Annotated in this window: 8 protein-coding genes; 2 read left to right on the top strand and 6 right to left on the bottom strand. The window is 37.0% G+C overall.

Annotated elements, in window-relative coordinates:
* Positions 1 to 4: 4 nt before the first annotated feature.
* From D9V35_RS03225 to D9V35_RS03235, 3 genes are all read right to left on the bottom strand, one after another.
* Entirely contained in the window at positions 5 to 1,090 is a 1,086-nt protein-coding gene (locus D9V35_RS03225; protein WP_408869336.1) for a PhoH family protein, read from the bottom strand.
* 12 nt (positions 1,091 to 1,102) lie between these two features.
* Complete coding sequence (miaB, locus tag D9V35_RS03230) at positions 1,103 to 2,485, bottom strand: tRNA (N6-isopentenyl adenosine(37)-C2)-methylthiotransferase MiaB (RefSeq protein ID WP_122123348.1); 1,383 nt, start codon at positions 2,483 to 2,485, stop codon at positions 1,103 to 1,105.
* A gap of 275 nt (positions 2,486 to 2,760) precedes the next feature.
* Positions 2,761 to 3,540, bottom strand: coding sequence for a lysophospholipid acyltransferase family protein (locus D9V35_RS03235; protein ID WP_162988557.1), 780 nt, complete (start codon positions 3,538 to 3,540; stop codon positions 2,761 to 2,763).
* Positions 3,541 to 3,998: 458 nt separating this feature from the next.
* Between D9V35_RS03235 and D9V35_RS03240 the strand changes: the two genes are divergently transcribed.
* Together D9V35_RS03240 and D9V35_RS03245 are read left to right on the top strand one after the other, a co-directional pair.
* Positions 3,999 to 6,038 carry an autotransporter assembly complex protein TamA gene (locus tag D9V35_RS03240; RefSeq protein WP_240993400.1) on the top strand — a complete coding sequence of 680 codons (2,040 nt, stop codon included), beginning with the start codon at positions 3,999 to 4,001 and terminating at the stop codon, positions 6,036 to 6,038.
* Positions 6,038 to 10,318, top strand: a complete 4,281-nt coding sequence (locus D9V35_RS03245; RefSeq protein WP_122123350.1) for a translocation/assembly module TamB domain-containing protein — start codon at positions 6,038 to 6,040, stop codon at positions 10,316 to 10,318. The genes D9V35_RS03240 and D9V35_RS03245 overlap by 1 nt, the downstream gene beginning before the upstream one ends.
* A gap of 145 nt (positions 10,319 to 10,463) precedes the next feature.
* On the opposite strand, the gene dld is transcribed toward D9V35_RS03245, so the two are convergent.
* From dld to D9V35_RS03260, 3 genes are all read right to left on the bottom strand, one after another.
* Positions 10,464 to 12,194 (bottom strand): D-lactate dehydrogenase, encoded by a 1,731-nt coding sequence (dld, locus tag D9V35_RS03250; RefSeq protein ID WP_122123351.1) that lies wholly within the window; start codon positions 12,192 to 12,194, stop codon positions 10,464 to 10,466.
* 204 nt (positions 12,195 to 12,398) lie between these two features.
* Complete coding sequence (locus tag D9V35_RS03255) at positions 12,399 to 12,986, bottom strand: CarD family transcriptional regulator (protein ID WP_122123352.1); 588 nt, start codon at positions 12,984 to 12,986, stop codon at positions 12,399 to 12,401.
* Positions 12,987 to 13,083: 97 nt separating this feature from the next.
* Complete coding sequence (locus D9V35_RS03260; protein ID WP_122123353.1) at positions 13,084 to 13,965, bottom strand: bestrophin family protein; 882 nt, start codon at positions 13,963 to 13,965, stop codon at positions 13,084 to 13,086.
* Positions 13,966 to 14,314 lie beyond the last annotated feature (349 nt).

A 14,314-nucleotide genomic window follows, 5' to 3' on the forward strand; every position in this document is an offset into this window, starting at 1 on the left:
CTTTCTAGGATTTATTCTCGGAAGATATTTTTAATTTTGCTGACTGTTTGTCATAAGCCCTTACAATACGATTAACAAGAGGATGTCTGACAACATCTTCCGCCTTGAAACGAAGAATTTCAATACCGGAAACACCCTGTAATGTATCAACTGCATCCTTTAATCCTGATTTGATCATGGGTGGCAGATCAATTTGGCTAAGATCGCCGGTTATGACCATTCGTGAACCAGCCCCTAACCGTGTCAAAAACATTTTCATCTGAGCAGGAGTGGTATTTTGGGCTTCATCAAGTATGATATAGGCATGTTCAAGTGTTCTGCCTCGCATAAAGGCAAGAGGAGCCACTTCAATTTCCCCGCTGGTCAGTCTTTTGACAACTTGATCTCCTGGCATCATGGCGTATAGAGCATCGTAAAGGGGACGAAGATATGGGTCAATTTTGTCTTTCATATCTCCAGGAAGAAACCCCAATCGCTCGCCAGCCTCTACAGCGGGACGAGATAGAATAATACGATCAATCTGACCAGATAAAAGCATGGAAACTGCCTGGGCTACAGCAAGAAATGTTTTTCCTGTTCCAGCAGGACCAATTCCGAAAACCATTTCATTTCTTGCCAGCATTTTCAAATAGTTTGCCTGTCCCGTTGTGCGAGGTGAAATGGTACCTTTACGTACAGAAATTGTTGGAATTGATTCTGGTTGTTTGAGTTCCATGGATTCAGGAGGTTCATTTTGTTTTGATGGATAAAGAATGGATAAGAGTCCGTTATAGGCCATGCGTATGAAATTATTAACGATGGTAGAGTTAATTTCATTATGAGTATATATATGTTGATACAGATTGCTTACTACTGTTTTGGTAAGTTCAACCTGTTGGATATCCCCTTCAATGACCAGATAGTTTCCCCGACAACCCATAGTGACCTGAAGTTCGTTTTCAATTTGAACCAAATAGCGGTCATGATCTCCCAACATTTGAGCCAGTAATAAATTGTCAGGAAATTGCAGGGTTGTTTTTAAAAAAGATTCGTTTTTTACTTCTTCTGATAAAAGAATGGGATAAATCTGTAGGGAAACTTTATTATTCAAAATGGTTCCTTTTTAAACTAATGTTCCTGAAAGCGAATTTGTCAAAGATTTATCAATTCTAACTTGACATTCCCGACCGATTAGCGATGTATCACCCTGAATGTGAACCGCTTGCAAATAGGGGGATTTTCCCGTTATCTGACCTTGTTTTCGACCTTTACCAACAAAAAGGATGGGAATGGTACGTCCGACCGTATTCTGGTTAAATTGATCTTGCTGTTCTCTTAACAAAGCCTGTAAGGCCTGAAGACGAGCATCTTTTTCTTCTTCCCTAACCTGATGCATGGAAATAGCGGCAGCCGTTCCGGGTCGGGGGGAATATTTAAAGGAAAAAGTTTGTGAAAACTGAACGTCACGGACAAGCTGCATGGTATCTTCAAAATCTTTCAGGTTTTCACCAGGATGACCGACAATAAAGTCTGAAGATAAAGCAATATCAGGACGTGCCTTGCGCAATTTATCAATAATCTTACGGTATTCATCAGCTGTATGCCCACGGTTCATGGCCTTGAGAATACGGTCTGATCCAGACTGAACCGGCAAATGCAGAAATGGCATTAATGCAGGTAAATCACGATGTGCGTTGATAAGGCTGTCATCCATATCCCTTGGATGGGAAGTCGTGTAACGAATACGGCTTAATTCTGGTAATGTTGAAAGTTTTTCTGCAAGACGAGCCAGATTCCAAATGTTTCCGTCAGGACCCTCTCCATGATAGGCATTGACGTTTTGACCAAGTAAAGTGATTTCCTTTACGCCAATACTGCAAAGATGAGTAGCTTCATCAAGAATTGTCTGTACAGGACGACTGACTTCGGCACCACGTGTATAGGGAACAACACAGAATGAACAAAATTTGTCACATCCCTCTTGAATTGTTAAGAAAGCACTGTAACCTGTATTTTCCTGAGGTATGGGCAAAAAATCAAATTTGCTTTCAACAGGAAAATCGGTTTCGATTATACTCCCCGATTGCCGGGCCACTTCCAAAATCATTTTTGGAAGACGGTGATAAGTTTGAGGGCCTAACACGATATCAACATAGGGAGCCCTCTGAAGAATGATATTTCCCTCAGCCTGAGCTACACATCCAGCCACTGCTATAAGGGTGGGGTTCCCCAGCTGATTGCGATATTCCTTTATCTGTTTCAAACGTCCTAGTTCTGAAAAAACCTTTTCAGTGGCTTTATCGCGTATATGGCAAGTGTTAAGAATGAGAACATCCGCCTGTTCAGCTTTATCCGTTACTTTGTATCCTAATGGACGCAGCAAATCGACCATTCGGTTGCTGTCATAAACATTCATTTGACATCCCCATGTGATTATATGCAGATATCGCCGTGATGTTTCATTATCTAAATTTGTATTTGTCAAAGTAAAGTCTCGTTGAACCATATCAGGATTTGGCCTTGGTATTAGGGTATTTTTGAATTACAATAAAATACATTTTTTATAAAAAGACAGGAATAGATACAAGCTATTTATTCATTAATATATGAAAATTAATATTCAAATTGAAGATAAGTAAAAGGTTTTTATTATTTAAATATGAATTAATATTTTGTATATCCAGAAATGTTGCAAGAAAAAATTGAATTCGTTCATTAACATTTATATAATTTAATACAGGTATGATAAATCGTAATTCATATTTTATCAGATAAAAAATATTAAATTATTTTCTTTATTTCATCTTTAGAATGATTTGATCTTAATGCAACAGTACCCTTGGCAATAATATCCCAGGTTTCCTGCGCAAGATGTTTACGGGTCTTGAAATTTTCTGGATATAAAGGATCATGAAAAATAACGGATGCATGCATATCGGAATATTGACTGAGATTCCATAAATGTGGTGCCAATTCCATATCACCATACCAGCAGTAAATGGGTCGGGTGAACCTGTTGACAGGTAACATGTCCAAACGATCATATGTAATTGAGATTGGTTGAATAATGGGTATTTTATAAGTTGTGGTGTTCTTACCATGGGGTTTTGCCAATGCAAAAAAAGAGGACATAAAAGGGTATAAATGCGATCCATCAGAAGAGGTGCCTTCTGGAAATAAGATTAGGCTATCATTGTTTCTTAATCTTGATTGTAGTTCAATTTGTTCTTTAGCTGTTGAGTGTCGTTGCCTGCTGACAAAGGAAACGCGGCCAAGTTTACATAAAATACTGATAAGAGGCCAGGTTCCGACCTCCTTTTTTGCAACAAAACATCCAGGCAATAATCCGCCTATAGTGACGATATCCAGCCATGAACAATGATTGGCAATGTATAAGATTGGACGATCCTGTCCTTTTTTTGAGTCCAGGGCAATAATCTTGCCGAAGGTATGAAGGCGTAGCCCCAGTAATTTTCCCACAATATACCAATAATACCTTGCAAAATTGGTTTTTAATTTTCCAGGGAGTTTGACAAAGATTGATTGTACTGGAATAGCCATTCCAGTCCATCCCAAAATGGTGAAGATTCTGAGTATTGCCCTAATTTTTTTCAAAAATTTAGGATTATAGGTATTAACTGCATTTTCATTATTGTCAAATAATGAATTGAAACCTATACGTGACCTATCTTTAATTTTTTTATTATTTGACTGAAGAATAATATTCTTAATTTTGGATAACATAAATAACAAAATTCATAATTTTAACAAAAAATAAAATACAGTTTTCTAAGTATTGTAATATAAAAGTAATAATCACGGGCTTTATAATTGTTATCTGAAAATATGTGTAACGACAAGATTTATTCATAAAGAAAAATTTAAAATAATTTACCAAATTTTTGGCGTTTTTTTATTTTAATGTATTTTTCTTTTGAAGAGTTCCTTTAATTTTTATAAAAGAAAATACTTTTTATAAAATCCAATTTTTATTCAGTATACTATAGGGAATATGCGTTTTGTCATCTTTGTGGTTTTGGTTTGAAAACGAAAAATCCATACAATATAAAGGTGATAAGACAAAATTAGGCATTCGTGATTATTTCATATTCATAGTGTTATTTATTTTGAGCTGTTTTAAGCAGGGAGTAGCTGCAGATCCTCAATATTATAGAGTGAAAATATATTCAACAGGAAATGGGACAATTGATAAAGTTTTGTCAAACACATCCAATTTGGTTACTTTACAAAAAACAAATGCTGTAAATGCGTTTGCGTTGGCTGGTCGAATTAAAAGTGATTATGCCCGTTTTAAAAATGCTATGGACAGTTTCGGATATTATGATGCGAAAATCAGTATCAAGGTTGGAACTGCGGCTGCGTTACATAATCAAAAAAATGTAAAATTGAATAAAAGAGAGCAATCCGATGATATATTCAAACATGAAAAAGATATCATTGCCAATGGAATAATTGATGGCGCAAGTACGGATTTACCAAATTTTATTGATAAAGTGCCTGTCCAGCAGGATGTTATCATTATTGTTCATATCCAAAAGGGATCCCAATATCGCATAGGTCAGTTAGAGTTCAAGAACTTACAAAAAAATGAAATCATCCAGTTATCAGCTAGGCAGCAAAGTGAATTCGGATTGAAAATTGGTGATCCTGCCGTTTCCGCTGATATCGTTGCCGCTCGGGACAAACTGATCAAGGGGTTGCAGGAAGAGGGACATGCCTTGGCTAAAATGGGAGAGCCCGTTGCCTATCTGCATCCAGACAATAAAACCTTGAATGTTGTTTTTGATATGAATATGGGTCCTGTAGTGGACATAGGTGATATCGATTTCAAAGGTTTGAAAAAGGTCAACGCGAAATATATTCGTCGCCGGTTGTTATTGCATGCTGGACAGTTATATCAACCCTCAACTATTGAAAACGCACGCATGGATCTTTCTTCAACTGGTGTTTTTTCGAGTATTGATATGCACGTTGCAGATCATGTTGATCAATCGGGTCGAATACCATTAACCATAACCTTTAAAGAGGCTAAACGAAGAACCGTAAGTGTTGAAGCGGGATATTCGACGGATCTTGGGGGAAGGTTAGGTGCAAAATGGACGCATCATAACATATTTGGTAATGCCGAACAGTTAAAATTGGCAGCCATAGCGACGGGTATAGCAGGAACAGCCCAACGGGGACTGGGATATGATGTGTATGCGGATTTTACCAAACCTGATTTTGGACATCGTAACCAGGATTTTAATGCACGTATTGAAGCTGTAAAACAGAAGCTGTACTCGTATAATCAAACAGCGTTTCTTGCAAAGGTTGGAATGACAAGAAAATTTGGTAAACGCTGGAGCATGTCAGCTTATTTGGGTGGAATACAAGAACATATTATTCAGCGAGGTGAAAGAAACAATTATACCATGATCAACCTTCCACTGGGTGCGGCATATGATGGAACAGACTTGGTCAATCCAATGATGTCTCCAGATCACGGAATGAAAGCATCTGTATTTATAACGCCGACGGAATCTTTTGGAGACAAGACTATATTTTTTGCAATCATGCAAGGAACAGCCTCTACCTATTTTGATTTAACGCATCTGGGATTAACGAAACCTGGTCGTTCAATTTTTGCATTTCGTGGAAACATTGGCAGTATTCAAGGGGCCTCACGAATGAATCTTCCCCCTGACCAACGTTTATACGCAGGAGGTACTTCAACTGTAAGAGGATTTCGTTTCCAGGGTGTCGGTCCTCAATTTAAGGGGAGTAAATATGCAAAAGGGGGAAAGGCAATGGATACGGGAACGGCTGAATTCCGGCAAAGAATACTTGGACAATTTGGTGCCCAAGCCTTTATTGATGCCGGTCAGGTCAGCAGTGACAGTATGCCTTTTGAGGGGAAGGTTCAAGTAGGTGTTGGTGGTGGATTTCGATATTATACGCCCATGGGGCCCATACGTTTAGATATCGCAGTACCCGTTAAGCGACCATATCGAGGAGATCGGTTCGAAGTTTATATAGGTTTGGGGGAAACTTTTTAATGTCTCAATCTAGTAAGGAACCTGAAAAGAAGCAATCCATTGACAAAGTGCCAAGGAATATAAAGGTTAGAAAAGTCAAATATTCTATAATCAAGGGTATATTATGGTTTCTGGCAAGCATACTCATATTGCTTGTAGCTATGGTTTTTGCATTATTCATTTATCTTAATACGCAGAGTGGAAAAGAATTTCTTTCAGATAAAATTGATGTTTGGACCGATCATTCCATAAATGTTAAGGGAATTCACGGGAATTTTCCTAATCATCTGATTGTTGAAGAAATCACGTTGAAAAAATTGCCATCAACGGATAAACCGTGGTTAATATTAAAAAAAGTCAAACTTGATTGGTCTTTTTTTGAATTACTGTATAAAAAATTATTTATTCAAAGTCTTTTGGCTGAAGAAATAGATATTGAGGATTTACCAAAATCCACACAATCACCAGACGCATCATATGCCACATCATCTGATTTGTCATTTTTATGGTTATTTGCCTCGATTAACCATTTACAAATTAATAAATTGCATCTTGCTCAGACAATTTTTTCAAAAACGTTTGATTTAAAAGTTAACGGAAAACTATTGACTTCTAATCTATTATTCTTTCTAGATGAATTTAAACTGAATGCATTGCCTGACACAAATCTGGAGCTTGATGGTGAAGAACTTAATAAATCAACAAATCTTTCCTTGAAGTTAACAGTTAAAAATCATCAGGTTTCAAAAGGACAGTTAACTTTTTTGGCAAAATCCAATCCAGATGGAATTCTTGAACGTTTATTAAAGTCCGATCAATTAACTCCCTTATCATTTAATTTGTCGCTTGATGGACCGTTTGATTCATTGAATACAAAAATGGAACTGAAATCAAATCAGACGTATTTAAGGGAAAACGGATATATTGACCTTAATCATTCAAAAATGAATGTTGATTTATCTGGTCATTCTCCAGCAGTGACCTTGAATCCACAAATTCATTGGGATGGATGGGATCTAGATGCCAGATTAACTGGATTATTGACAAAACCAATCGGTCAGGGAAAGTTCAAACTGGTCAATCTAGTAGCTGGTAAAACGTTTTTGAATAATCTTATTGTTTCTTTTTCGGGAGAGCAAAATGATGATTTGCAAGCCACAAATTCAAGGCAAATCGATAGAGCCCATATACATTTAATTGCAGAGGGGTTGCGTGTTCCCGGAAAACATCCCATGATGTTTGCCAAAGTCCCAATTATAGCTGATGCTGTATATGGAATAAATGAACCTGAACAATCAATTGATTTTCGAGTTCAACATGACCTTGTGAAGGCTGTGGGACATATCTTTTTTCACCCTGTCTTAAAAGGATCAATTGATCTGGCTCTACCACATTTAAGTGATATAGCCGAATTGACAGGTGTTAGGTTGGGAGGTCAATCAGTATTCAATCTTGCTTTTACAATGCTAGAGCATGCAGATAATCAAATTTTATTTGATTTGGATGGTCCCATACAGGTTAATCAAGGATTACCTGAAATAGTAAATATGGTTGGATCCAAGGGACATCTTGGTATTCATGCACGTATTTTCCATAAAGAAAAACCTGATATCTATTTGGATAATTTGACAATATCAGGTCAAAATTTATCAATTCAAGGTAATGGACATTTATTGGATCAACAGGTCAGGGCGGTTGTTAATCTTAATATAGATAATCTTATGGCACTTTCCCCGTTATTGACGGGTCAGGGAAAGGCGGTTTTAAAAGCTGATGGATCTCTGGAAGATCTGGGTTTGAAATTTGAAATGGCTACTAAATTTCAAACATCATCAAAAAGAGATTATGCAATAGCGCCAAGCGATTTAAAAATGAAGGCTGAGCTGAATCATTTATTTGCGCTACCAACGCTTTTGGTATCCTTGAATGGAAATCTTGACCGTTCACCGATAGAAATGGAACTGTTGGCAAGTCAAAAGAAAAATACTGATAATTATTATTTTAATTTAAGAAAATTGAATTGGCGATCCTTGAATGGTCTCGCTGATTTTAGTATTTCCGGTAAAAATATAATTCCTAATGGTAACCTTGATATAAAAATAACTCGACTGGCCGATTTTAAAAAATTGGTTCGACAGAATATTGAAGGCAATCTTGCCTTACAAATCCATTCCTCACCGCATACAAACCAAAAATTATTCGTTAATGCAAGCAGCAAAGTGAATATGCCTAATTACAGGTTCAATAATTTGCTTTTAACGGGTTATATTGATCATCCATTAGACAATCCCTTAATCAATTTAAAGGCGCAAATTTCAGATTTTCAGCTTCCACAGGCAAAAGGTAATATCCGGTTAAGTGCCAATGGTTTTATCGATAACTTGAAAGTAGTGGCAAATGCTGATTTTCCTTCGTTAATGCAAAGTAAAGGTGCATTTGATACGGCACTACTGTTGGATTTGAAGAAAAAAAATGTTTTTTTGCAAAAACTAAATGCATTGACAAAAGGTGAAAATATACACCTGACTGCTCCAGCCAAGGTGGATTTTGGGGAGAAAATAGCCATAGATCATTTTCGTTTAACTTTGGCTCCTCCAAATGCGCCCTTGGCCATTATCGATTTGGCTGGAGTAATTATGCCAGCATTAAATTTAAATGCTAGTATTCAAAATGTGACTCCTGCCATTTTAAAACCTTTTTTACCTCAGTTACAAGCGAAAGGAACCTTGGATGCCCAGGCCAGGTTAAAAGGGACGTTGGAAAAACCGACAGGTTCAATTCAAATTAATGCAACAAATATTAAAATGCTTATAGGAGAAGCCGCCTCTCTACCTGTTGCACAATTGATTTCTCGGACAAATTTGATGGGTAAAAATGCCCAAACGCATACGCATTTACAGATGGGAAAGAAATTTGATTTGAGTATGAATGGTTTAATACCTTTAAATTCAAATGGTAAAATGGATTTGAATCTCGAAGGGAAAATTGATTTGGGATTGGGAAATGCGATTGCGGGTGCCTATGGTCAGCAAGTCAAGGGAAACATCAATCTTGCCATGCAAATTGCGGGAAGTTTTATGGAACCAATTGTTAATGGAACTGTACAGCTTTTCAAAGGAAGTTTTAGAGATTACGCACAAGGGACAAGTATTCAGGATATACAGGCAAAGCTTGTTGGGAAAAAAGATCATATAACCCTTGAATCACTCACTGCCAAGGCGGGACATGGGGATATATATGCCAATGGACAAATTGGAGTTTTTCAACCGGGTATTCCGGTAAACTTGCATATGAATATGAAAAATGCCCGTCCATTGGTTAGTGATTTGTTAACAGCCATTCTTGATGGCGATATCGATGTTAGTGGAATGGCAAAATCAAAAATTGATATGAAGGGAACAATTAGGATCAAACATGCCGAGATTAATATACCGCATTCTATTTCAAGTTCTGTTGTTCCATTAAAAGTAATTCGTCCAGGTGACAAGATTGAAACAGAAAGCAGGCCAAATCTTCCAGGACCCATTATCGGTTTGGATTTAACCATTAAATCTGCCGGTCAAATCTTGGTTCAAGGTTTCGGGCTGTTTACAGATATGGCAGGCGCATTGCATATCACGGGAACAGCTGATGCGCCTTCAGTTGCGGGAGGAATGAAGATGCAAAACGGTCATATTGATCTTTCAGGAATATCATTGGATTTCACAAGGGGTGTGATCGGGTTTCAGGGAAGTAATGTAGATCGCAAGATTGATCCCTCTCTGGATTTTGAGGTAAAAAAAACGGTTGAAGGAAACACGGCCAGATTATTGATTACAGGTTTTGCAAGTTCACCCAAAATCACGTTAACCTCTTCCCCTCCATTGTCACAAGACAGGGTTCTAGCCATTTTATTATTTGGTGTTGATTCACAAAGTCTTTCGGCAACCCAAATGGCAGAAATAGGATTGGCATTGGCAACGTTGGGTGGACAAAGTGCAGGGATTGATCCCTTGGGTACCGTGAGAAAAAGCCTTGGATTGGATCGACTTTCTTTAGGAGGGGGGAGTCGTAGCAATGAAAATGGAGGCTCCAATAATGGAGCAAGTGTTGCGGCAGGGAAGTATGTGGCAAAAGGTGTTTATATTGGTGCCAAACAATCTACAGGGAATGCAGGTACACAGGCCGAGATGCAGATTGATATCACCAAACACTTGAAAGCTACTGCAACGGTTGGTACGGGAAAAGACAATTCAAGATTTGTTACCCCAGATAATGATCCAGGTAGTAACGTGGGATTGCTTTATGAGTTTGATTATTAAGGTAAATTAGAAAATATTAATTTTAATTTGATATCAAGAATTTATACAACTAATCAGGAATTCGCTTATTTAACATTAAAAAAAGACGATTTGTATATGTTTTGAAACAGTATGATTATTCAAGCGTCTTTTTTTCTTAAAGCTGTTATTCTTTCCAGTTTTTTAATTTGCTAGTTTTTCCAATGCCAGGATTGAAAGCATTGCAAGGATCAAGATCTTTGTAAAAATTCTTCAAAGGATCTTTGGCTGGGTAAAGATGACCGACATTATGTTCAGCGGGATATTCCGCTCCTCTTTGATCAAGAATTCTCAACATTTTTTCTTCAAGTGCAAATACATCATATCCTTTTTGAATAATATAATCCTGATGAAAAACGTGACAAAAGAAATGACCGTAATATAATTTATGGAGAATTGGTTCTTCTATTTCTTCAGGCAAATGTTCCACCCATTCTTTATCATTACGGCGTAGGGCAACATCAATGGCCAGAATATTTTCAACCGTATCCGTATGGACATTCCTGTAACGAACAGCAGCGCCTGCCACGGCAAAGCGATGCAGGAATGCTTTGCGGCCTTCTTCGGCATTGCATTCAAAAAAGCTTCCCGATGTTTTTTCCTTAAAATAAGATTTTAAATGGGAACGAACAGGTTCAATTTCTTTTTTGCCCACTTTCAATAGCAAATGATGTTCATATTTTTTTGCATATTCGTTCATTCGTTCCGGCAAATGCTGAGGAAATAATTTGCTAAAAAACTGCATTGCCTTGTCACTGAAATGTTTTGGGAAAAACGGGATTTTATTTGTAATAAAATCAAATTTGTTTTTCAGGGAGAATAATTGTGGAATATGTGCAGTACCCAGACAATTTATAAAAATGAATGTATCTTTTCCGTAAATAGCGGCAATATTGTAAGCATCTTGATGGATATACTCACCGGATATGGGAACTATTTTCTTGCTGAGCATATTATATCGAATATTGGTAAGATCATTTGGATCGTTTGTACCGATATAAAAAACTCTTGTTTCCTTTTCCTGTGGAAATGTATCAAGGCGTACAGCAAAAATTGAGAGTTTACCGGCACATCCAGAGGCTTCATATAAATGATTGGGATCGGCATTATAACGGGCGGGTGTAGGGGCATCAACTTCGCAGACATGATCCCTATAATGATGGTCTGAACAGCATTTATCAGATTGTTTTATCAATTCATGATCAAAATTACCGTGATCAAGTCGTCCCAGAATTTCCTCAGGTGTGTTTCCCAACTCAACGCCAAGATGATTAACAAGTTCTAATTTACCCTCTTTGTTACATTGGGCATAAAGGGCCATCTCGGTATAGGCGGGGCCTCGCTGAACCAATGCCCCACCAGAATTATTGCTTATTCCTCCAAGAACTGAAGCACCGATGCAAGATGATCCGATTACAGAATGAGGATCACGATGATAGGGCCTTAATTTTTGTTCAAGTTCATTTAAAGTCGCCCCGGGAAGACATATTACCTGCTCACCATTATTAATCACATAAATTTTTTTCATTTTCATGGTGTTAATAATGACAATGTCACGATCATAATCATTGCCATCGGGGGTAGATCCACCGGTCAATCCAGTATTGGCGGCCTGCATGATAATTATTACATTTGATTCTATACAGGCCTTGACAACATTCCACTGATCCAAAATATGCTCTGGCGTTACAATTGCGATTGCTTTCCCTGATCCATATCGAAAACCATTACAATATAATCCCATTTTGGATGGGTCAGTTATAACGTTTCTGCTTCCAGATATTTTTGTTAATTGAGCAATCAAATTTTGATTGGATGTATTATGAGAGGCAGAAATCGATTTTTTTTGAAAAAACATTTTGTATACGCTTTTGACAATCTAAAAATTATTCAGGTTCTAATAATTTTTATAAATAGTTAATAAGCCTTTTATCATACTTGTTTAATATCATTTGTAAAGACTAACAAAATGTCATTATATATTCATTTATTACAAATAAAGACATAAAAAAAGGAGAGTAACTCTCCTTTCGTTGTAATTGTAATGATCAATTGATAAATTCTAAGCTGTTTTCATCACGTTTGTTAATTCGTTGAGAACGTCTTCTGGTTTTTTTGATTCCAAAACGGCCACCTCGGTTACAAAACGGTCTTGAGCCGCTTCAAATAGTTTTCTTTCGCTAAAACTGCCATCAAGACTGTCAGCGTTTCTGCGTAGATCCCTTAAAACTTCAGCAATCTGCATCAGATCACCAGAATTGATTTTTTCCTGATAAACCAAAGCCCGTCTTGCCCACATACCTTTGCTGGTTTGCGGCTTGCTTTTAATGATTGACATGGCTTTTCCGACAATTTCACGGGAAGCAATTTTGCGTAATCCAGCTTTTTTTGCTTTATCTAAAGGGATACGCAGGGTCATCTGATTATCTGGAAAAGAGATCTGGATCATTTCCAGTTTCGTGCCTGCAATCTCTTCCACGCCAATACGATCAATTCGGCCTACACCATGTGCAGCATAGACAATGGCATCGCCTTCTTGGAAAGGAAAAGAGGTTTTACTATTGGATTGTTGTGCGGCGGTTTCTGCGACGGCTGCTTGAGCCATTTCGTCGGTTACACCACCTTTGGAAGAATTTTTCAATACACTCATTTAATATACTATACCATATTCAGGATAAATTGTCATTTGATATTTTAGAAAAGGCAAAATTTTATATAATGTGAATATATAGGTATTTTATTTTAATTTACCATTGAATTCCGTTAATGGAAGGAATAGGGCGTTGAGAATATTGATTGATTTGTTCAAGCAAATCGATCTCGATGCTGCGTGACATTGTTAACATGGGCAAGGAATGCGGACTTTCATCAAAGGGATCTTGCAAATCATTTCCAATTCGGTCCAGAGCCAAAAATAAAAAACCCACAAGTGCGGACCCTAATGGTGTGATCCACCCAAGTGTATCCACCATTGAAAAAGGAAGAATGATGCAGATAACTTCACTTAGTAAACGGGGCAGGGTGGAAAACTGGATTGATAAGGGTGTATTTTTAATTCTTTCCAAGGCACCTTGTGCATTGGCCAAGTCAGATAAAATTCTGTCGATTTGAGAGTGAAGGGCACCGTCAATGTTTTTTTGACGGCTTTCCTGGGTTACCATATAACCGATCTGAACGAGAATGCCATTAGGCTGGTTGCGCTGATTTTTAATATAGGTTTGAATGGAATGGGGCAATATTTTTTTAACATTATAGCTGGTCAGGGAATTTTTACCTCTTAAATGATAGGATAGACTGTATGCATATCCGGCCATGGCATAAATAAGCTCGGGTTTGCTATCGAGAATACTCATGCATTGCCTGGCAAATGATCGACAGTTATTTGTAACTGACCCCCAATGTATACGTGCCTCCCACCATCGATTATATGCCGTATTGTTTCTGAAATTCATAAAAAGGACGAGCACAGATCCAATCAGGGCGGTTGGTAATGCGGATTGATCAAACCAGTGCAGATTAAAAATTTTATATCCAATGACGACTAGCATGTCCCAAATAAATAAAATGAGTAAAGGTTTAAAACTTGTCTGTATAAGAAAAAGAAGTCCACGTTTCGGGTTTACAATCATAGTTTAATTTTCATCATTATAATGGATAGTTATTGATTTTACTAAACAAACTAATGGAAAACTATGGTTTATTTTTGTTGATTGTATTTTTTCTTTAAAAATTGATAAGATTAAAAAAATAGCTGATTTACTTTCAAGCGCATAAAATCACCAAAAACTAGACAAAAAACGAGTATAAACACTTTGAATTGATTCAAGTTATCTTATAAAATTATGCTGATTTTAAATCTATATAATTATAATACTAAAACATGTTTAATTTGTGTTTTAGATGCTAAATTAAGCTACTTTTGTATGTAGAATTCAAACCGGATATATATTGTAGTAAAAAAATTAGTATAAAATCAAG

This window comes from Commensalibacter melissae (assembly GCF_003691365.1).
GTDB lineage: Bacteria > Pseudomonadota > Alphaproteobacteria > Acetobacterales > Acetobacteraceae > Commensalibacter > Commensalibacter melissae.

Coding starts and splice junctions, on each gene's coding strand:
- miaB (WP_122123348.1), bottom strand. CDS start 2,485: ATGGTTCAACGAGACTTTACTTTGACAAATACAAATTTAGATAATGAA.
- D9V35_RS03235 (WP_162988557.1), bottom strand. CDS start 3,540: ATGGCTATTCCAGTACAATCAATCTTTGTCAAACTCCCTGGAAAATTA.
- D9V35_RS03245 (WP_122123350.1), top strand. CDS start 6,038: ATGTCTCAATCTAGTAAGGAACCTGAAAAGAAGCAATCCATTGACAAA.
- dld (WP_122123351.1), bottom strand. CDS start 12,194: ATGTTTTTTCAAAAAAAATCGATTTCTGCCTCTCATAATACATCCAAT.
- D9V35_RS03255 (WP_122123352.1), bottom strand. CDS start 12,986: ATGAGTGTATTGAAAAATTCTTCCAAAGGTGGTGTAACCGACGAAATG.
- D9V35_RS03260 (WP_122123353.1), bottom strand. CDS start 13,965: ATGATTGTAAACCCGAAACGTGGACTTCTTTTTCTTATACAGACAAGT.